22 protein-coding genes and 2 pseudogenes are annotated in these 18,541 nt (G+C 75.8%); 12 read left to right on the top strand and 12 right to left on the bottom strand.

Features of this window, described 5'->3' with window-relative positions; genetic code table 11:
* Positions 1-7 precede the first annotated feature (7 nt).
* The 4 genes from U6N30_RS18115 to U6N30_RS18100 are packed head-to-tail and all read left to right on the top strand — an operon-like array spanning position 8 to position 2,108.
* Complete coding sequence (locus tag U6N30_RS18115; protein ID WP_324273352.1) at positions 8-814, top strand: ATP-binding cassette domain-containing protein; 807 nt, start codon at positions 8-10, stop codon at positions 812-814.
* Between the two features lie 9 nt (positions 815-823).
* Positions 824-1,336 carry an ABC transporter permease subunit gene (locus tag U6N30_RS18110; RefSeq protein ID WP_324273351.1) on the top strand — a complete coding sequence of 171 codons (513 nt, stop codon included), beginning with the start codon at positions 824-826 and terminating at the stop codon, positions 1,334-1,336.
* Positions 1,333-1,764: a hypothetical protein gene (locus U6N30_RS18105; protein WP_324273350.1), complete on the top strand. Its 432-nt coding sequence runs from the start codon at positions 1,333-1,335 to the stop codon at positions 1,762-1,764. The genes U6N30_RS18110 and U6N30_RS18105 overlap by 4 nt, the downstream gene beginning before the upstream one ends.
* On the top strand, positions 1,761-2,108 hold the full coding sequence (locus tag U6N30_RS18100) for an ABC transporter permease subunit (protein ID WP_324273349.1): 348 nt from the start codon (positions 1,761-1,763) through the stop codon (positions 2,106-2,108). Before U6N30_RS18105 ends, U6N30_RS18100 begins: the two co-directional genes overlap by 4 nt.
* 107 nt (positions 2,109-2,215) lie before the next feature.
* Here U6N30_RS18100 and U6N30_RS18095 read toward each other — a convergent pair whose 3' ends face one another.
* From U6N30_RS18095 to U6N30_RS18080, 4 genes and pseudogenes are all read right to left on the bottom strand, one after another.
* The gene (locus U6N30_RS18095) at positions 2,216-2,431 is read right to left on the bottom strand and encodes a hypothetical protein (RefSeq protein WP_324273348.1); all 216 of its coding nucleotides are present in this window, start codon (positions 2,429-2,431) and stop codon (positions 2,216-2,218) included.
* A complete protein-coding gene (locus U6N30_RS18090) occupies positions 2,428-4,230 on the bottom strand; it encodes a SigE family RNA polymerase sigma factor (RefSeq protein WP_324273347.1) in 1,803 nt (600 codons plus the stop codon). The genes U6N30_RS18095 and U6N30_RS18090 overlap by 4 nt, the downstream gene beginning before the upstream one ends.
* Before the next feature lie 91 nt (positions 4,231-4,321).
* Positions 4,322-5,623, bottom strand: coding sequence for a ribonuclease D (locus tag U6N30_RS18085; protein ID WP_324273346.1), 1,302 nt, complete (start codon positions 5,621-5,623; stop codon positions 4,322-4,324).
* Positions 5,624-5,641: 18 nt separating this feature from the next.
* Positions 5,642-6,306 (bottom strand): annotated as a pseudogene (locus tag U6N30_RS18080) (DUF3000 domain-containing protein).
* A gap of 81 nt (positions 6,307-6,387) precedes the next feature.
* Between U6N30_RS18080 and hemE the strand changes: the two are divergent.
* The 4 genes and pseudogenes from hemE to U6N30_RS18060 all read left to right on the top strand — a co-directional run bounded on the left by hemE (position 6,388) and on the right by U6N30_RS18060 (position 9,873).
* The gene (gene hemE / locus U6N30_RS18075; RefSeq protein WP_324278364.1) at positions 6,388-7,458 is read left to right on the top strand and encodes a uroporphyrinogen decarboxylase; all 1,071 of its coding nucleotides are present in this window, start codon (positions 6,388-6,390) and stop codon (positions 7,456-7,458) included.
* Positions 7,455-7,721, top strand: a pseudogene (locus U6N30_RS18070) (FAD-dependent oxidoreductase); the annotation flags it as partial. The gene hemE and the pseudogene U6N30_RS18070, both read left to right, overlap by 4 nt.
* Before the next feature lie 95 nt (positions 7,722-7,816).
* Positions 7,817-8,821 (top strand): protoporphyrinogen oxidase, encoded by a 1,005-nt coding sequence (gene hemG, locus U6N30_RS18065; protein WP_324273345.1) that lies wholly within the window; start codon positions 7,817-7,819, stop codon positions 8,819-8,821.
* Between the two features lie 59 nt (positions 8,822-8,880).
* Positions 8,881-9,873, top strand: a complete 993-nt coding sequence (locus tag U6N30_RS18060; protein WP_324273344.1) for a hypothetical protein — start codon at positions 8,881-8,883, stop codon at positions 9,871-9,873.
* A gap of 12 nt (positions 9,874-9,885) precedes the next feature.
* Here the strand turns inward: U6N30_RS18060 and U6N30_RS18055 are convergent, their stop codons facing one another.
* From U6N30_RS18055 to U6N30_RS18040, 4 genes are all read right to left on the bottom strand, one after another.
* Positions 9,886-10,152, bottom strand: a complete 267-nt coding sequence (locus U6N30_RS18055) for a helix-turn-helix domain-containing protein (protein ID WP_324273343.1) — start codon at positions 10,150-10,152, stop codon at positions 9,886-9,888.
* Positions 10,077-11,264 carry a hypothetical protein gene (locus tag U6N30_RS18050; protein WP_324273342.1) on the bottom strand — a complete coding sequence of 396 codons (1,188 nt, stop codon included), beginning with the start codon at positions 11,262-11,264 and terminating at the stop codon, positions 10,077-10,079. The genes U6N30_RS18055 and U6N30_RS18050 overlap by 76 nt, the downstream gene beginning before the upstream one ends.
* A gap of 219 nt (positions 11,265-11,483) precedes the next feature.
* Positions 11,484-11,915 (bottom strand): hypothetical protein, encoded by a 432-nt coding sequence (locus U6N30_RS18045; protein ID WP_324273341.1) that lies wholly within the window; start codon positions 11,913-11,915, stop codon positions 11,484-11,486.
* 16 nt (positions 11,916-11,931) lie between these two features.
* Positions 11,932-12,711, bottom strand: coding sequence for an AAA family ATPase (locus U6N30_RS18040; protein WP_324273340.1), 780 nt, complete (start codon positions 12,709-12,711; stop codon positions 11,932-11,934).
* 162 nt (positions 12,712-12,873) lie between these two features.
* Here U6N30_RS18040 and U6N30_RS18035 point away from each other — a divergent pair, with 162 nt between their 5' ends.
* From U6N30_RS18035 to U6N30_RS18020, 4 genes are all read left to right on the top strand, one after another.
* Entirely contained in the window at positions 12,874-13,440 is a 567-nt protein-coding gene (locus U6N30_RS18035; RefSeq protein ID WP_324273339.1) for a hypothetical protein, read from the top strand.
* Positions 13,376-14,053 carry a YceI family protein gene (locus tag U6N30_RS18030; RefSeq protein WP_324273338.1) on the top strand — a complete coding sequence of 226 codons (678 nt, stop codon included), beginning with the start codon at positions 13,376-13,378 and terminating at the stop codon, positions 14,051-14,053. Before U6N30_RS18035 ends, U6N30_RS18030 begins: the two co-directional genes overlap by 65 nt.
* Before the next feature lie 238 nt (positions 14,054-14,291).
* The gene (hemQ, locus tag U6N30_RS18025) at positions 14,292-15,023 is read left to right on the top strand and encodes a hydrogen peroxide-dependent heme synthase (protein ID WP_324273337.1); all 732 of its coding nucleotides are present in this window, start codon (positions 14,292-14,294) and stop codon (positions 15,021-15,023) included.
* Positions 15,024-15,120: 97 nt separating this feature from the next.
* Complete coding sequence (locus U6N30_RS18020) at positions 15,121-16,620, top strand: HNH endonuclease signature motif containing protein (RefSeq protein ID WP_324273336.1); 1,500 nt, start codon at positions 15,121-15,123, stop codon at positions 16,618-16,620.
* Positions 16,621-16,641: 21 nt separating this feature from the next.
* Here U6N30_RS18020 and msrB read toward each other — a convergent pair whose 3' ends face one another.
* From msrB to U6N30_RS18000, 4 genes are all read right to left on the bottom strand, one after another.
* Positions 16,642-16,980 carry a peptide-methionine (R)-S-oxide reductase MsrB gene (msrB, locus tag U6N30_RS18015; protein WP_324273335.1) on the bottom strand — a complete coding sequence of 113 codons (339 nt, stop codon included), beginning with the start codon at positions 16,978-16,980 and terminating at the stop codon, positions 16,642-16,644.
* Between the two features lie 121 nt (positions 16,981-17,101).
* Positions 17,102-17,269, bottom strand: coding sequence for a LuxR C-terminal-related transcriptional regulator (locus tag U6N30_RS18010; protein WP_324273334.1), 168 nt, complete (start codon positions 17,267-17,269; stop codon positions 17,102-17,104).
* Positions 17,270-17,286: 17 nt separating this feature from the next.
* Positions 17,287-17,766 (bottom strand): response regulator, encoded by a 480-nt coding sequence (locus U6N30_RS18005; protein WP_324273333.1) that lies wholly within the window; start codon positions 17,764-17,766, stop codon positions 17,287-17,289.
* A 56-nt stretch (positions 17,767-17,822) separates the two neighbouring features.
* Positions 17,823-18,539, bottom strand: coding sequence for a sensor histidine kinase (locus U6N30_RS18000; RefSeq protein ID WP_324273332.1), 717 nt, complete (start codon positions 18,537-18,539; stop codon positions 17,823-17,825).
* Positions 18,540-18,541 lie beyond the last annotated feature (2 nt).

Below are 18,541 nucleotides of genomic sequence, written 5' to 3'. Positions count from 1 at the left end.
TACCCACGTGACCGCTGTTGATCGGAACCCCGGCACGACCGCACTCGGCGAGCCCACCCTCGAGCTGCGCGGGGTGGACAAGAGCTTCGGCGCCGTCCAGGTGCTCCACGACGTCGACCTGAAGGTCTACCCGGGCACGGTGACCGCGCTGGTCGGCGACAACGGCGCCGGCAAGAGCACGCTGATCAAGTGCATCGCCGGCATCCACCCGTTCGACTCCGGCGAGATCCGCTTCGAGGGTCAGCCCGTGCAGCTGCACAGCCCTCGGGACGCGGCCAAGCTCGGCATCGAGGTCGTCTACCAGGACCTCGCGCTGGCGGACAACCTCGACGTCGTGCAGAACATGTTCCTGGGCCGCGAGCGCAAGCGCGGGATGGTGCTCGACGAGCAGTCGATGGAGCAGGCGGCGCGGGACACGCTGAGCAAGCTGTCGGTGCGCACCCTGAAGTCGGTCCGCCAGCTCGTGTCGAGCCTGTCGGGTGGCCAGCGACAGACCGTCGCCATCGCCAAGGCGGTGCTCTGGGAGTCCAAGCTGGTCATCCTGGACGAGCCGACGGCCGCGCTCGGCGTGGCGCAGACCCGCCAGGTGCTCGACCTCGTCCGTCGGCTGGCCGACGCCGGGCACGCGGTCGTCTTCATCACCCACAACATGGTCGACGTGTTCGAGGTGGCCGACCGGGTCGCGGCGCTGTACCTGGGGCGCGTCGCCGCCGACATCCCGATCGACGAGGTCGACCGGACCCAGGTCATCGAGCTGATCACCTCCGGCCGGTCCGGCGACCGTGGCCTGTCGGCCGAAGACCTCGAGGACTGAGGGGACGTCATGTCGAGCAACACGCTGACCGCCGCGGAAGCCAGCGGACCGCACAAGCCCGCCGCCGGCTTCGAGGGCGACCGGCAGGACAACACCATGGCGGGCGCCGTCCGCGGCTACCTGGACAAGCTGCGTGGCGGTGACCTCGGTGCGCTCCCGGCGATCCTGGGGATCGTCACGCTCGGCATCCTGTTCACGCTGCTCCGGCCCGGCACCTTCCTGACCCCGCTGAACCTCTCCAACCTGCTGGTCCAGGCGACGCCGATCATCGTGCTCGCGATGGGCCTGGTCTTCGTCCTGCTCCTCGGGGAGATCGACCTGTCGGCCGGTGTCGTCAGCGGCGTCTGCTCCGCGGTGCTCGCCCAGCTGCTGGTCCAGGCCGGGCTGTCCTGGCCGATCGCCGTCCTGGCGGCGATCGCCACCGGCGCGTTGATCGGCCTGTTCACCGGGTCGCTGGTCGGGATGATCGGGATCCCCTCGTTCGTGGTGACCCTGGCGCTGTTCCTGGGCTGGCAGGGGTGACCCTGCGGCTGATCGGGCAGGGCGGGACCGTGCCGGTGCGCGAGCCGGTGATCCGCGCGCTGGCCAACGAGAACCTGCCCGTGACGCTCGGGTGGATCCTCGCCGTCCTGGTGGCCGTGGTGTACGCCGCCGTCGAGCTGTACCGCTGGCGGGCGAAGCGCGCGCAGGACCTGGCTCGCCAGCCGCTGGCGCTCGTCCTCGTCCGGATCGCGCTCATCACCGTCGTCGCCCTCGGGGTGACCGCCATCCTCAGCGTCGACCGGGCGCTGGCCGCCGCCATCGACCTGGCCGGCATCCCGTACGCGGTCCCGCTCGTCGTCGTCCTCCTGCTGGTCGTCACCTTCGTGCTGTCGCGCACCAGCTTCGGGCGGCACATGTACGCCGTGGGGGCAACGCCGAGGCCGCCCGCCGCGCGGGCATCAACGTGACGCGGATCCGGGTGGCCGCGTTCGTGATCTCGTCCAGCCTGGCCGCGATCAGCGGCATCCTCGCCACGTCGCGGCTCAGCTCGGTGACGCCGGACGCGGGTGCCGGCAACACGCTGCTCTACGCGGTGGGCGCCGCGGTCATCGGTGGGACGAGCCTCTTCGGGGGCCGCGGGCGCGCCCGCGACGCCGTCCTGGGTGGCCTGGTCATCGCGATCATCGCCAACGGCCTGGGCCTGCTCGGTGTCGCGGCGTACCTGAACTTCGTGATCACCGGGGGTGTGCTGCTGCTGGCGGCGAGCGTCGACGCCCTGGCTCGCCGACGGTCGGCGTCCGTCAGACGCTGAGGGCGGGAACCTCGCCCGCCACGCGGAGCCACGAACTCCTGCCGCCCGCCGTGCCACGTCCCCGGCGGGCGGCAGGACGACCTCCCCGCCCGCCGGCGCCGGGCCGCTCAGTCGCCGAAGTCCACCGCGTGCCCGAGCAGGTCGACCCGGCCGAGGGTCACCCCGCCCCCGGTGACCGCCTCGACGGACCTGGTGCCCGGCGGTAGCGGAACGGTGAGGACGCCGTCCTGTGCCGAGTGCTCGGCGAGGAACACCCGGTCGCCGTCGTAGGTGCGGATCAGTGCCACCTCCGGCGGGCCGACCACCACGAGGTCGGTGCTCATCGGGGCGCCGGTCGTGGAGTCGACGACGTCGCAGGCGGCGGCCTGGACGCGGCGCTCGGCCGGTGGACCGGCCGGCAGGATCTCCAGCCCGCAGAACGCACCCGTCGTCGACCCATCCGGCCCCTCGGGGAGATCCACTGCGCCGACACCACCAGCGCGCCGCTGGGCAGGGTGACCGTGACGACCGCGGCCTGGCCGGCCGGCCCGCTCGGCAGGCGGCCCACCCACTGGGCGGTGACAGTGGTCTGCGCGGGCGGCAGGCCCAGCTCGTCGAGCACGTACGCGACGGCGAACCACGCGGCCCGCTCGCCCAGGGCGTCGGGCCGGCCGCGCGGGTACTCGATCGGCGGCGGCTGGTCGACGTGCTCGGGGTCGGGGAGCGACCACGGCATGTCCCGCGCCTGGACCTGGCCGTCGCGCAGGACGCGGTAGGAGGTCGAGCCGTCGTAGGCACGGGGAAGGGCAGCATCTGCGTGACGGCCACGCCGTCGTCGGTCGCGACGGGGCGCCATACGCGGGAGGTCCGGCCGTCGGCGTCGACGAGCGGCCGCCGCGACACCTCGACGTCGTCGCCCGGGGCGGCCACGACGACGAGCGTGCCGGTGCGCGGGTCGGACAGGGCCACCGGCCAGTCGCCCGCGACGGCCTGGGGCCCGATCACCGAGGTCATCTGCTCGACGTCGGCCCCCGGGGGACCGGTGAACCACGTCGCCGCCAGCACACGGTTCGGCTGGACGTCGGGAGGCAGGTCCGCGGCTTCGGGCGGCACGTCGGTGGTCCAGCCGACGACGAGGGCCCAGCGGCCCCCGGCACGTCGCCGGCGTACACCACCCGGCGGGCGTCGACCGGCGGGTCGGGGAGGTAGTAGAGGATCGTCCCGTCGGGGGCACGCACGGGTGGTTCCGCCGTCCAGGGATCGCCCGGAGCCCGTCGAGGAACGCCTCGTCGTCCGTGAGGGAGCCGCGGGGAGGCGCGTCGAAGAACTCCACCGGCGGGGGCACGGCCCCCGTGGCCCGCGGGATCTCCGACACCTGACCGGAGGCGGGAGCCGCCTCCTGCGGTCGGTCCACCAGCCGCGGGACGGCGATCGCGAGCAGCACGACGGCCCCGGCGGCGGCCAGCAGGTTCCGCTGCCTGCGTCGCCGGTCCCCGGCCCGGCCGGCCACCGACCGGGCGAGCGCCGGGGCGTCGGTCGACGGGGTTCCGGCGCGGTCGGCCAGGACGTGCAGCCCGGCGCGCACCTCCTCCTCGGGGGTCACCGGGATGCCCTCGGGCGGGGGACGGCGTCGGCGGCGGGCACCGGGCCGGCGGAGAGGGCCGCGCGCAGCCGGGCCACCCCGCGCGGCCTGGGTGTTCACCGTGCTCTCCGAGCAGCCCATCAGCTGCGCCGTCTGCAGCTCGGAGAGGTCCTCGTAGTAGCGGAGCACGACCGTGGCGCGCATCCGCGGGGGCAGCGCGGCGAGCGCACGGGCGAGCGCCTCGTCGCGGTCGTGCCGGTCGCCGTCGTCCGGGGCCGCGACGTCGGGCAGCCGGCCGGTGGGCTGCTCGCGGTGCCACGCCCGGCGGCGCCAGCTGGTGTGGGTGGTCACCAGCGCGCGGCGGACGTAGGCCGACGGCTCCCCGCGCGCGACGATCCGGTCCCAGTGCCGGTAGGTCTTCATCAACGCCGTCTGCACGAGGTCCTCCGCATGCCCGCGGTCACCGGCCAGGAGGTAGGCCAGCCGCAGCAGCGCCCGCTGCTGGCGGCCGACGAACTCGGCGAAGGACAGGACGTCCTCGGCCGCGCCGTCGCCGTCCACGCCGGTCCTCCCGCCACCCGTGTCCCCTACACGCAGCAGCGTGCCGGGCGGACCCACGGGGAACCGTCACGATCGCGTAACGACGAGCGGGTCAGGCCTTCCCGACGGCGTCGGTGAGGACGGCGAGGGTGAGCTCCACCTGCCACGCGCGGGCGCCACCGGCCCGCAGCGCGTCGGCCACGGTCGCGGCGTCCCGCGGCTCCGGCGGACTCCACATGATCCGGCGGACGAGGTCCGGTGACAGGATGTTCTCCACCGGCACGGAGTGCTTCTCCGAGATCTCGGCCAGCCCGGCGCGGGCGGCCTGCAGCCGGTTCGCGGCCGCGGGGTCGCGGTCGGCCCAGCGGTTCACCGGTGGCGGCCCGTCACCGGACTTGCTGTGCAGGGGCAACTCGGCCTCGGGCAGGACCTTGCCGCGGGCCATCGCGCCGAACCAGGTGGCGACGAGCTTGCGGTTGGCACGTCCCCGGAACACCGGCAGCTCGAGCAGGGCGCCCTCGTTGGCCGGGTCGGCCTGGACGGCGGCGACCATCGCCGAGTCGGGGAGCACCCGGCCGGGCGCGATGTCGCGGCGTCGGGCCATGTCGTCGCGCGCCTCCCAGAGGCTGCGCAGCATCGCCAGCTGGCGGCGGCTGCGCAGGCCGTGCACGCCGGAGGTGCGCCGCCACGGATCGGTCTTCGGCGCCGGGGGACCGGCGGCGAGGATCGCTTCGAACTCCTGTCGCGCCCACTCGGTCTTGCCCTGCTCGTCGAGGATCGCGGCGAGCGCGTCGCGGAGGTCGACCAGGACCTCCACGTCGAGCGCGGCGTAGACCAGCCACTCCTCGGGCAGCGGCCGGGTGCTCCAGTCGGCGGCGGAGTGGCCCTTCTGCAGCGAGAAGCCCAGCAGCGACTCGACGACGGCGCCGAGGCCGACCCGGGGCAGCCCCGCCAGCCGGGCGGCCAGCTCGGTGTCGAAGATGCGCCGGGGGACCAGGCCGATCTCGGCCAGGCACGGCAGGTCCTGGTTCGCCGCGTGCAGCACCCACTCGGTGTCGGCGACGGCGTCCTGGATCACCGACAGGTCGGGCAGGGGAACGGGGTCGATCAGCCCGCTGCCCGAGCCGTTGCGGCGCATCTGCACCAGGTAGGCCTTCTGGCCGTAGCGGTAGCCGGAGGCCCGTTCGGCATCGACGGCGACCGGCCCGGTGCCGGCGCGCAGCGCCTCGGCGTACTCGACCAGCTGGGTCGAGGTCTCGACGACCGGGGGCAGGCCGTCGCGGGGTGCGAGGAGCGGCACTGCGGGAGGCGACGCCTCCGGAGCGGCGGCGTCGTCCGCAGCGGAGGGAGCGGGCTCGGTGCTCAGTTGCCGTCCACCTTCTTGCCGGTCCTCGTCGGTCGGGCCAGCGCCCACCGTCTGGCCCTGCCGATGTTAGAGAGTCTCGCTCCCGGTCCGGTCGGAGGGACCCAGCAGCCGCACTCCCGGCGGGGGCAGCCCGGCCGCGTTGCCCAGGACGTCGAGCCAGGCCTGAAGGTGGCGGTCCAAGCCGCCGTCCTCCGCCGTCCACGACGCGCGCATCTCGACGTCGACGCTGTGCTCGGGGCCGGCGAGGTCGCCGAAGCGGGTGGAGGCGGTGCGGGTGACCGTGCCGCCGACGGCGTGGTGCTCGGCTCCGGCCTCGGTCAGCGCGTCGGTGAGCCAGCTCCAGGCCACCTCGGAGAACATGGTGTCGTCGACCAGTTCCTCGTCGGTGGCGGCGGAGAGGTAGCCCACGCAGCGCGTGGTGCCCTTCCACGCCTCGTGCCCTCGGGGTCGAAGAGCACGATGAAGCGCGCGTTGGCGATCTCGAAGTCGTCGCCGCCGTCGGGGTCGGTCTCGGCCACCCGCGCGGCCACGGCGTGCGCGAAGGGCGCCAGCCGCTGCGGTGCGGGAATCTGCTCCAGCACGATCTCGGGGCGGGCACGGACGGTCGCGAGCGCGTCCAGGGCGGCACGGAACTCGGCGGGGGTTCGTCCCCGCCCGCGTCCCTGCCTCGGTTCCCGGCACTGGCCAGGCTGGTCGGCTCCACGGTGGCAGGGTAGGCCGCGAGATAGCACACCGCGCCCGACGCGCCGCAACCGTCCGCCGACCTGCGTGATCGCGGTCGCCGCTCCGGCGGCTCGCCGGCGTCTGGGAGGATCGGCGGTCGTGAGCACCGCCCCCACCCTGCGCCCTCGGGCCTGCCCTCCGACTCCGACCTCGTCCGTGCCGCCCGGGGGCTGCCGGTGAGCCGGACGCCGGTGTGGTTCATGCGCCAGGCCGGCCGGTCCCTGCCGGAGTACCGGGCGCTGCGCGCGGGCACCGCGATGCTCGCCGCCTGCCAGGACCCCGACCTGGTCACCGAGATCACGCTCCAGCCGGTCCGCCGGCACCAGGTGGACGCGGCGATCCTGTTCTCCGACATCGTGCTGCCGCTGCTCGTGGCCGGGGTGGACCTCGACATCAAGCCGGGGATCGGCCCGGTCATCGCCTCGCCGATCCGCTCGCCCGCCGACGTCGACGCGCTGCCGCCGCTGGAGCCCGAACGGCTGGCCTTCCTGGACACGGCGGTGCGCCGGCTGGTCGCCGAGCTCGGCCCGACGCCGCTGATCGGCTTCGCCGGTGCGCCGTTCACGCTCGCCACGTACCTCATCGAGGGCGGCCCGTCGAAGGAGCACGCCCGCACCAAGGCCTTCATGTACGCCGAGCCGGAGGCGTGGGGCCGGTTGCTGGACCGGCTCGCGGTCTCGGCGGCCACCTTCCTGCGCGCCCAGGTCGACGCCGGCGCCTCCGCGGTCCAGCTGTTCGACTCCTGGGCCGGCGTGCTGTCGGCCGCCGACTACGCCGAACGGGTCCTGCCGCACTCGCGTGCGGTGTTCGACGGCCTGGGTGAGCGGGACGTCCCCCGCATCCACTTCGGGGTGGGCACCGGGGAGCTGCTGCCGCTGATCGGCGACGCGGGCGCCGACGTCGTCGGGGTGGACTGGCGGATCCCGCTCGACGAGGCCGCCCGGAGGGTGGGCCCGCGGCGCTCGCTGCAGGGCAACCTCGACCCGGCCGTGCTCCTCTCCGACCGCGCGACGGTCGACCGCGAGGTCCGCCGGGTGGTCGAGCAGGGCCGCGCCGCCCGCGGGCACGTCTTCAACCTCGGCCACGGCGTCCTGCCCGACACCGACCCCGGCGTGCTCACCCACGTCGTCGAGCTGGTGCACGAGCTCAGCACGCGATGACCCGGCTGGTCGTCGTCGGGGCCGGGATCACCGGGCTGGCGGCCGCGTTCGAGTGGCGGCGCCGCCGTCCGGACGACGAGATCGTCGTGCTCGAGGCGGGGAGGCGGATCGGCGGCAAGCTGCACCGGGTCGAGCTGGCGGGGCACTGGTACGACACCGGCCCCGAGGCCGTGCTGGCCCGCGTGCCCGAGGCGGTGCGGCTGATCGAGGACCTCGGGCTGGCCGACCGGCTGGTCGCCCCCGCGACCACCCAGGCGTCGGTCGTGCTGCCCGACGGCCGGCACCCACTGCCGGCCGGGACCGTCCTCGGGGTGCCGGCGTCGGCCGACGGCCTGGACGGGATCCTCTCGGTGCAGGGGTGGCCCGCGTGCGGGCCGAGGCCGACCTGCCGCCGCTGGCCCTGGACGGCGACGTCGCGGTCGGCGCGCTGCTGCGCGAGCGGCTCGGCGACGAGGTCGTGGACCGGCTGGTCGAGCCACTGCTGGGCGGGGTGTACGCGGGCCGGGCCGACGAGCTGTCGCTGGCGGCGACGATGCCGGCGCTGGCCGCGCACCTGCCGGCGGCCGGTTCCGTGCTGGCCGCGGCTGCGGCCTCCCGCGACGCCGGGGCGCGCAGCCGCGGTGACGCCGACGGCCCGGTGTTCGCGACCGTGGCCGACGGGATCGGTGCGCTGCCCGACGCCCTCGTCGCCGCAGCGGGGGCCGTCGTCCGGCTGCGCACCCCGGCGCACGGACTGCGGCGGACGGCCGCCGGCTTCGAGCTCTCCGTCGGCCCGGCGGCGGCACCCGAGCTGCTGACCGCGGACGTCGTCCTGGTGACCGCGCCGGCGCAGAAGGCCGCCCGGCTGATCGGCGCGCTGGTGCCGGACGCGGTCGAGCCGCTGCAGGGCATCCCGTACGCGTCGATGGCGGTGATCGCGATGGCGTTCCCGGCGCAGGACGTGGACGCCGGATCCGGACTGCTCGTGCCGCCGGTCGCCGGGCGGCTGGTCAAGGGAGTCACCGTGTCGTCGGCGAAGTGGCCGCACCTGGCGGGTGGGCCGGCGCTGCTCGTCCGGTCGTCGGTCGGCCGGTTCCGGGACGAGTCGGAGCTGCAGCGCTCGGACGAGGACCTCACCGCCGCCGTCGTCGCCGACGTCGCCGACCTGCTCGGCCTCGACCGGCCCGAGCCGCTGGAGACCCGGATCGTGCGCTGGGGCGGTGGCCTGCCGCAGTACCTGGTGGGGCACCCCGCCCGGGTCGATGCCGTCCGCACCGCGGTGAGCGAGGTCCCGGGCCTGGCGATCGCCGGGGCCGCCTTCCGCGGCGTCGGGGTGCCCGCCTGCATCCGCGACGCCCAGCACGCGGTCGACGCGCTGCTGTGACGAGGGCCGACGCGCCGCTCCGGCTTGCCGTCGACGGCGCGGGTGGCGAGGGTCGGGGCATGACCCGCTCCCTCTCCCGTGGCCTGGTCGCAGGCGCGGCCGGCACCACCGCGCTGAACCTCGTCGGCTACCTGGACATGGCCCTGCGCGGGCGTCCGGCCAGCGACGTGCCCGAGCGGGTCGTCGATGCCCTCGCGGCGGGAACCGGGCGCCGGGTGCCGGGCCGCGGGACGGCCCGGCAGTCGCGCCGGTCGGCGCTGGGAGCGCTCGCCGGCATGGTCAACGGACTGGGCGTCGGTGTGCTCGCCAGCGGGGTGCGGTCCTACGGCGTGCGCTTCCCGGCACCGGTGGGGGCGGTGGTCACCGGTGCCGCGGCGATGGCGGCGACCGACGTCCCCGTCGCCCTGCTGGGCATCAGCGATCCCCGCGGCTGGACGGCGAGCGACTGGCTGGCCGACGCGGCTCCGCACCTGGCGTACGGGGCGGCGGTGCAGACCGTGCTCGAGACGATGCCGACCGACCGCGAGCGCGCGACCCCGCGCCGCCCGGCCGGGGCGGGCGTGGTGCTGCGGTCCGCGCTCCTCGGCGTGGCGGCCGGCAGCCGCAGCGCGCTCGGTTTCGCGGGCCCCGTCCTGACCGCGTCGACCTCGGCGGTCGTCCGCGACCGCGACACCACCCGCCGCCGCGTCCTGGCCGGCAAGGCGTTCGCGGCAGCGGGGCTGACGGCCGAGCTCGTCGCAGACAAGCACCCGGACGCGCCGCCCCGCGACGCCGCGGGCCCGCTGACCGCGCGCGTCCTCTACGGCGCCGAGGGCGGCGCCCGGCTGGCCGCCCGCGAACGGGCCAACGGCGCGCTGCCCGCCGTGGTCGGGATGGCCGGGGCGGTCCTGGGCTCCCTGGCCGGTCTCCGGTGGCGGAGGTGGGCCGCCGGCCGGGTGCCCGCCCTCCAGGCGGCGCTCGTCGAGGACGGTGTCGCCCTCGGGCTCGCCGCGCTGGCCTGCCTGCCCGGCCGGAACCGGCCGCACCTGGTCGCTGTGCCGCCGGCCCGCTGAGGCCACGGCCGCTCACCCACGGGTCGCGGGCACGTCCCCGAGGACGGCGGCGGCCAGCTGCGTGCGGTTCGCCAGGCACAGCTTCGTCAGGATGTTGCGCACGTGGGTCTCCACGGTCCGCGCGGACAGGAACAGCCGCCCGGCGATCTGGCGGTTGGTGAGCCCGGCCGACACCAGGCCGGCGATCTCCCGCTCGCGGGCGGTCAGCGGGTCGGTGGCCCGCGCCGCCCGGCCGGCGGCCTCGACCAGCGCGGCCGACCGCCGCGCCGGTCCCGGCATGTCGAGCCGCCTGGCCTCCGCCAGCGCCGACCGGGCCAGCTCACCCGCCCTCGGCAGGTCGGCCGCCCGGCCCCGCTGGACGAGGGCCGCGGCCAGTCCCACCCGGTCGTTGACGGCGGCGGGCCGGGCCCCGGTCCGCGTGTCGACCCGCAGCGCCTCCTCGAAGTGCGAGATCGCCTCGTCCCACCCGCCCCGCACCGCGGCGAGCCGGCCGAGCAGGACCTCCGTCGAGCCGCAGCAGTAGACACCCGCGCCGCCGGCGTCCAGGCCGAACGTGGCGACGATCCCCCGAGCGCCTCGGCCGCCGCTGCGTCGCCGAACTCCTCGACCAGCGGCACGAGCGTCTCGGCGACGCCGGCCGACTCCACGAAGTCCGGGTCGGTCAGCCGGGGCCGCAGGGCCGCGTACCGGGCCTCGGCCTCGTCCCGCCGTCCGGCGACGAGGGCGACGACGGTCCGGCTCGCCTGCACGATCGGCACGTCGTCGGCCAGGTCCATCAGCGCGACCGCCTCGCTGTCCAGGTCTGCCGCCTTCCCGGTGACCATCGCGTACTGGTAGAGGAAGGCTCCCGACATGCCCGCGGCGGACAGGTCCTGGGCCAGCTCCGTCGCCCCGACGAGGCGGGCCTGCTCGTTGAGCGCCAGCGCCTCCGGGAACCGGCCGTGCAGGGCCGAGACGGACGCGCGCAGCCGCAGGTCGTGCCACCGGACCAGCGGCAGCCGGGTGCGCTGCGCCAGCGCCCTGACGCGGGCCAGCTCGTCGTCGACCGTCGCCAGGTCGCCGGTCTCGAGAGCCGCGTCGATGCGCCACTTGGCACCCCAGAGCTCGGCCAGGGGCTGCCCGGTCACCGATGCGTGCTCGATGGCCAGCATGCCCAGGCGGAGCCGCTCCTCCCGGGGCAGCGCGGTGGGGTGGGCCTTCATCCGGGCGCGGACGGCGTCGATGACCGCCTGCGGGTCACCGCTCTCCTCGGCCAGGGTCAGGGCCTCCGTCGCGTGGGCCGTCGAGGCGGTTCCCCGCCCGGCGTCGGCCAGCACCGAGGCCGACTGGGCGAGCAGCCGGGCCCGGAGCGACGGGCGCAGCGACGGGTCCGCGAGCGCCCGCTCGCACATGCGGAGCACCGCCGGGGAAGCCGGGTGCGGCGACGTCCTGCACGGTGAGGGCCGCCGGAGCGAGCAGGTCGCTGCGTCCGCACGAGACGGCGGCGTCCGAGGCCGCCGTGGCGTGCGCCAGGCTCTCGCCGAACCGGCCGGCCCGGAACTCCGCCGTCGCGAGGTCCAGCAGCAGCTCCGCTCGTTCGCCCGGCTCGGGGCCGGCGCGGTCGGCGGCGCTCAGGGCCATCGCGAGGAAGCGGGCGGCCTCGTCGAAGGCCAGGGAGCGGGTGGCCGCCTCGGCCGCGCGGCGGCCCCAGGCCACCGCCCGCAGCAGCGTCGTCCGTTCCGAGGCCGCGCGCAGCCAGTGCCCGGCGACGAGCCCGGCCACCGTCTCGTCGTCGGTGGCCACCTCCTCCAGCGCCGCGGCGGCGCGGCGGTGCAGTTCCTCCCGGCTGCTGGGGAGAGGTCGCGGTAGATGGCGTCCCGCACCACCGCGTGCGCGAACCGCCGCCGGCCCGGCACGTCCGGCACGGCCGTGAGGACGCCGGCCCGCACCGCGGCGTCCAGCCCGCTGCGCACCTCGTCCACCGGGCGGCCGGTCACCATGGCCACCCGGCCGGCGTCGACCTCCTCGCCCAGGACCGCGGCGGTGTCGAGCAGGTCGAGCACCGGGGAGGCAGCGCCGTCAGCGTCGTCCGGACGAGGTGCCGCAGCTCGGCCGATCCTCGCCGGACGCCGACGTCGGTGTCCGTGCGATCGCCCGCAGGTAGAGCGGGTTCCCGCCGCTGCGCCGGTGCGCCTCGCGGACCGCCGCTGCCGGGGCCCGCGGGAGGAAGGCCCGGACGTCGTCCTCGGTAAGGGGATCCAGCGGCAGGGCACGGGTGGTGGGCCAGCGCAGGAGCTCGGGCAGGGTGCGGTCCAGTGGACGGTCGTCCGGCCCGCCGGCCGGGTCGCGGTAGGTGCCGACGACCAGCAGCCGGGAGCGCTGCAGCTCGCCGGCCAGGTGGCGCAGCAGCCGCAGCGAGGTCTCGTCGGCCCAGTGCAGGTCCTCGAGGACGACGACCAGGCCACCCGGCTCGGCTGCGTCGACCAGCGCCTCGGTCGCGGTCGCGATCAGCGTGAACCGCGCCGCCTCGGGGTCGGCCGATCCCTCGCGCAGCAGGTCGATCCCCGACAGCGCCTGCGCCACGGAGACCCGGACCTCGGGCAGGGTGCGGACGACCCGCCGCCACGGCCACAACGGTGGTGCACCGGGGTCGTCGACGCACCGCCCCCAGGCGACGGCGGGCGCTCGGGCCGTGGCCTCCTCGACGGTGCGGGTCTTGCCGATCCCGGCCGGCCCGCTGAGCAGCAGGAGGCCGCCCCGGCCGGCGGTGGCCGCGACGATCCCGGCCGACAGCTCCGCGAGCTCGGCGGTGCGGCCGACGAATGCATCGCCGTCGGCGGGCGCGGTGGCGGTCGCCACGGCGCGCAGTATCCACGCACGCGGGGGTGCTGAGTACCGCGTTTCGGTACCGAAGGTCAGTAGGTCGGCCCCGTGTTTCCACGGATGTCCCAGCCGTCCCGCCGCTGGATCGTTCTCCGCGCCGGGGCCGGAGCCGCCGGTCCCCGAACGAAGGAGGACCCCGTGCACGCCACCGTTCACCCCTACCGGCGACCGGCGGACGCCGGCACCGATCCCGTGGCCCCTGATCCCGTCGCCGCCGTGCTCGCGAGCGCCGGGGACCCGGCAGGATCGATCGTCGTCGAGCCCGGCGACGGCGACGGCGGCACCGTCGTCGCGCTGTGGCCGGACGGGGTCCCCGTTCCGGACGGCACCCGCTCGTACCTCCTGAGCGACCGGGTGGACGGCCTCGCCGCCGGGCGCACCCCGCTGTTCGCCCAGCTGACCTGGGTCAACGGAGCCGGCGATGCAGCCGTCGCACGGGCCGCCGAGCGCGGCGGACGCGAGCGGATCCACCCCGCGATCCAGGACGTCGAGGGTCTCGTCGGCGTGCTCGTGTTCCGCTCGGCGGACGACCGGATCCTGGTCGTGGGGCTGGCGACCGGTCTCGAGACGCACGCCGAGGTGCGGGACCGCATCGCCCGCACCCCGCTGCTGCCCGGGGAGGACCCGGCCCTGCTGCCGGGTGCGGACCGGATCGAGCTCGGCCGCGTCCTGCGGGCCGACGTCCCGGCGGAGGTGCGGTCGTGACCGCCGAGGTGGCCGCCCCGTTCTCGCAGCCGGCACCTGGCGTGTCTCCGACTCACGGACCAGGGTCACCTTCGCCGTCGGCAACCTCGGCCGCCCGGCGCACGGCTCGGTGGCGTGCAGCTGGGGTGAGCTCGAGGTGGACGACGACGGTCGGCCGGTGCGCGTGCGGGCCGAACTGGATCTGGACAGCCTGGACACGGGCATCGCCAAGCGGGACGCCGACCTGCGCAAACCCCGGTTCCTCGACATCGACCGCCGGCCGACGATGACCTGGTCGGCGGACCGGTTCTGGTCGGGCGAGGACGGTCGGTGGACGGCCGACGGGGTGCTGCACGTGCGGGGATCTCGGCGCCCGTCGCCGTCACGGGCATCGTGGAGGCCGGCCCGGACGGTTGGGTCCGGGTCCGGGGAGCGCCGCCCTGGACCGGGTGGCCGTGGGCATCCGCGCGCCCCGCTTCCTCATCGGGCGCACGGTCGAGATCGACGTCGACGCGTGGCTCAGCCGCCCCTGCCCGGGGTGAGCACAGCCGGTGGAACCCCGGACCCGGGGTGGGCCAGCCCACCACGGGTCCGGGGCATCCGCGGGGCCCGGTCGGTGTTGAACGATCCGTGAGCACCCAGCACAACCCGACCCAGTTCCACCCGACCCAGCTCCACCCGACCCAACCTGACCCGGCCGAGTTCCGCCCCGCGCAGCTCGTGGCTCCGCCGCGGCCCGTCCGCTGTCTGCGCCACCAGGTGTCGATGGCCGCCTGCGCCGACTGCCGCGCCGCGCGCAGCGCTCAGGTGCGGCGCGACCGGGCCCGACCCCGCGCCACCGAGGCAGCGGCGCCGCGGGGGACAATGACGCCATGAGCGAGCAGGGAACCGGGCAGCCGGCGGACGAGCGCAGCATCGGCAAGCGGGCGAACGAGCTCAACGCCGCCATCCGCTACACGATGTGGTCGGTGTTCCGGCTGGCCCGCCCGCTCGGCGACGACCAGCGGTCCGCGGCGGCCGACGAGCTCGGCGCGCTGCTCGACGAGCTCGCGGGCAAGGACGTCGTCACCCGGGGGACCTACGACGTCGCCGGTTTCCGCGCGGACGCCGACCTCATGGTGTGGTGGCACGCCTCGACGCCGGAGGCGCTGCAGGAGGCCTACACGCGACTGCGGCGCACCGTGGTCGGCCGGCACCTCGAGCCGGTGTGGTCGCAGATGGCGCTGCACCGGCCCGCGGAGTTCAACCGCAGCCACATCCCGGCCTTCCTCGCCGACGAGGAGCCCCGCCGCTACGTCTGCGTCTACCCGTTCGTGCGGTCCTACGAGTGGTACCTGCTGCCCGACGAGGAGCGGCGCGACATGCTCAAGGAGCACGGGATGCAGGCCCGGCCCTACCCCGACGTGCGCGCCAACACCGTCGCCGCCTTCGCACTCGGCGACTACGAGTGGATGCTCGCCTTCGAGGCCGACGAGATGCACCGCATCGTCGACCTGATGCGCGACCTGCGGGCCAGCCGCGCCCGGCGGCACGTGCGCGAGGAGGTGCCGTTCTACAGCGGCGTGCGGAAGTCGGTCGCGGAGATCGTCACCGACCTGGCGTGACGCGCCGGGCCCGGAGAAGCCCAGCTCAGCGGCCGAAAACTGTCGTACCCCTCCCGTAGCTTCGGGGCATGTTCCCCCGGGTTCGTTCGGCGTCGGCGTGACGGTGGCCGAGCTGCGCCCTGCGGTGCGCGACGACGTGCTGCCGGCCGGGGTGGTGTCGCGGCCGTCCCGTCTCGGTGACCTGCTGCCGGTCGGGCTGATGACCCCGGAGCAGAAGGCGGTACACCTGCAGCGGGTGGTGGAGGCGGAGGCCGCGCTCGCCGCGTACAGGGCCGAACTGGTGGTCGGTCTCGCCGCCCACCGGCCCGCCGGCGGCGACCGTCAACAGGGAGAGGCCGGAGCGGCATCCGGGGAGTGGGCTGCGCAGCCGCTCGACGAGGACGTGTCGGAGTTCTTCCCCGACGAGCTGGCGCTGATCCTCACCTGCTCGCGGACGGCGGCGACGCAGTCGTGGGAGGTGTCGACGACGCTGCTGCGCCGGCTGCCGGCGACGTGGGCCGCGCTGGCGGACGGGGTGCTGGACTGGCCGCGGGCCCGGGCGATCGCCCTCGAGCTTGGCTGGCCCGGCCGCGAGTCACCGGACGACGTGCTGGCCGCGGTCGAGGCGGCGGTGCTGCCGCAGGCAGCCGGACTGTCGATCCACCGGCTGCGCGCCCTGGTGCGCGGCGAGCTGATCGCGGCCGACCCGGCAGCCGCCGACCGCCGGCGGAAGCGAGCCGAACGCGCTGCCGACGTCACGGTGCGCGGCCTCGGGGACGGCATGGGCGAGGTACGGGCCACGATGCCCTACCCGGAGGCGGCCGCCGTGCGGTCGGCGGCGGACGCGCAGGCCCGCGCGCTGAAGAAGGCAGGCGACGAGCGCGCGATCGGTCAGCTGCGCAGCATGGCGCTGCACGACCGGATGACCTGTCCCTGGGAGGACCGGCCTGCGGTGAGCGCGCACGTCGAGGTGGTCGCGTCGCTCGACACGCTGGAGTCCGCCGCGGCAGGGGCACCGGGGGCGGGCAGGGCGCCGGTGCTGGTCGACGGCGAGCCGGTGACCGCTGCGCTGGCCCGCGACCTGCTGGAGCGGCTCGATGCGCTGTGTCCGGGCGGCCTGCAGGCGCCGACCGACGGCACGCTGTCCCTCTCGGTCGTCGACGCCGACGGGCGGCTGCTCGCCGCCGTCACCCGCCGCGAGCTGGAGGCCGCAGTCCGCTGCGGACAGGGGCTGGGGCCTCCGCCGTCCGTGGACCGGTACCAGCCGAGCCCCGCACAGCGGCGCTTCGCGCGCATCCGGGATCGCACCTGCCGGCATCCCGGCTGCGGCAACCGTGCCGGCTGGGCCGACCTCGACCACGTCGTCGCGCACGCCGACGGCGGCGACACCGACTGCACCAATCTGTGCTGCCTGTGCCGCCGGCACCACCGGCTGAAGACGCACGCGCGAGGCTGGTGCTACGCGATGACGCCCGAGGGCGTCCTGACGGTCACCACACCCAGCGGTGTCACCCGCGTCAGCCGACCACCCGGCATGCAGACCGCGCCGGGCAGCACCGTGCTGCGGGTCGCCGCCGAACGACAACCGACGGCCGACGACGACCCACCGCCCTTCTGACCGATCAGCCCTGGGCGTCGATCAGCTCTGGGCCGGTGAGAGCCGGATGCTCACCGAGTTGATGCAGTAGCGGTCGCCGGTGGGCGTCTGCGGGGCGTCGTCGAAGAGGTGCCCGAGATGGCTGTGGCAGGTGCCGCAGAGCACCTCGGTGCGGAGCATCCCGTGGCTGCGGTCCTCGCGGAGCACCACGTTGTCCTCGGCGGAGGCCTCGTAGAACGACGGCCAGCCGCAGTGCGAGTCGAACTTGGTCTCGGAGCGGAACAGCTCGGCCCCGCACGCGCGGCACTCGTAGACGCCGACCGCCTTGGTGTCGACGTACTCGCCGCTCCAGGGCCGCTCGGTGCCGGCCTGGCGGAGCACCGCGTACTCCTCGGGGACAGCTGCGCCCGCCACTCCTCGTCGGTCTTCTGCACCTTGGGGGTCGGGGAGGAGGTTGTCATGCCACCAGGAACGGCTCCGGCCGGATCATGATTCCCGCGGGTCAGCGCCCCAGACCCGCTTCCCGCGCCCGGACGATGGCCTGCGCCCGGTCGGTGACCTGCAGCTTCGCCAGCACGTTGGAGACGTTGTTGCGCACGGTCTTCGGTGACACGTAGAGGGCGGCGGCGATCTGCGCGTTGGACCGGCCGGCGGCCACCAGGTCGAGCACCTCCCGCTCGCGGGCGGTCAGCTGGGGAACGCGGCCTCGGGGCCGGTCGGTCCGGCGGCGAAGAACTCGGCGATCCGCCGGGCCAGCGCCGCACCGAACACCGCGCCGCCGTTGGCGACGGTGGTGATCGCGCGGACCACCTCCTCCTGGTCGGCGCCCTTGAGCAGGTAGCCGCGGGCGCCGGCGCGGACGGCGGCGAACACGGTGCCGTCGTCCTCGCTCATGGTCAGCACGACCACCCCGATGGACGGCGACGTCGAGGTGACCCGCCGGGTAGCCTCGATGCCGTCGATGCCCGGCATCTGGACGTCCATGACGACGACGTCGGGCTGCTCCTCGAGCGCCACGGCGACGGCGGCCTCCCCGTCGGCGGCGGTTCCCACGACGACCAGCCCGGGCACCGAGCCGAGCAGCATCGCCAGGCCGTCGCGGTAGACCGGGTGGTCGTCGGCGACCACGATGCGCAGCGGCTCGTTCCCCGGCACGGGCTCAGCCACGATGGTCCTCGCTCCCGCGTGGCGCTCCGCTCCTCGCTCGTTCCTCGCTGCGATGCTCACGCCCCTGTCCGCTCACCGCTTCCTCCTCCGTCGACGGGCAGCACCGCCCGCACCACCGTGCCGCCGTCCGGCGGGCAGGTCACCGAGCAGCGGCCACCGAGCTCCGCGGCCCGCTCCCGCAGCGACACCAAGCCGACCCCGGCGGGTGCGTCCGGGGCGATGCCGGCGCCGTCGTCGGTCACCGTCACCACCAGCGACCCGTCCCGGTCGCGGGCCAGCTCGATCCGGCAGGTGGTCGCCCGCGCGTGCCGGGCGACGTTGGTCAGCGCCTCGGACGCGATCCGGTACGCGGCCACCTCCACCGCGGCCGGCAGGTCGTCGGCACCTGGCCCGGCGTCGACCGTGACGACCGTGCCCGGCGCGAGCAGCCGCTCGGCCTGCTGGCGCACCGCGGCGGCCAGGCCGAGGTCGTCCAGGGCCGGCGGGCGCAGGTCGTGCACCAGCCGCCGGACGTCGGCCAGCGCGGCGGCCACGTCGTCCCGGGCCTGCCGCAGCACGCGGTCGGCGTCCTCGGCCCGGCCGGCGCCGGCGAGGTTGCGGGCCGTGTCGATCCGCAGCACGACGGCGCCCAGGCTGGGCCCGAGCCCGTCGTGCAGGTCCCGGCGCAGCCGACGCCGCTCCTCCTCGCGGGCGGTGACCAGCTGCCCGCGGCTGTGCTGCAGCTCGGCGGCGAGGGAGCTGGCGTGCGCCGCGGCGGCGGCCTGCCGCACCACGT

Source organism: Blastococcus brunescens, assembly GCF_035320885.1.
In the GTDB taxonomy this organism is placed as follows: Bacteria; Actinomycetota; Actinomycetes; order Mycobacteriales; family Geodermatophilaceae; genus Blastococcus_B; species Blastococcus_B brunescens.
This window is presented reverse-complemented; position numbering and strand designations above follow the sequence as displayed.

Excerpts from the sequence above, each read along its gene's own strand:
- U6N30_RS18110 (WP_324273351.1), top strand. The coding sequence starts at position 824 with ATGTCGAGCAACACGCTGACCGCCGCGGAAGCCAGCGGACCGCACAAG.
- U6N30_RS18095 (WP_324273348.1), bottom strand. The coding sequence starts at position 2,431 with ATGAGCACCGACCTCGTGGTGGTCGGCCCGCCGGAGGTGGCACTGATC.
- U6N30_RS18060 (WP_324273344.1), top strand. The coding sequence starts at position 8,881 with ATGACCCGCTCCCTCTCCCGTGGCCTGGTCGCAGGCGCGGCCGGCACC.
- U6N30_RS18055 (WP_324273343.1), bottom strand. The coding sequence starts at position 10,152 with ATGCCGGGACCGGCGCGGCGGTCGGCCGCGCTGGTCGAGGCCGCCGGC.
- U6N30_RS18050 (WP_324273342.1), bottom strand. The coding sequence starts at position 11,264 with ATGTGCGAGCGGGCGCTCGCGGACCCGTCGCTGCGCCCGTCGCTCCGG.
- hemQ (WP_324273337.1), top strand. The coding sequence starts at position 14,292 with ATGAGCGAGCAGGGAACCGGGCAGCCGGCGGACGAGCGCAGCATCGGC.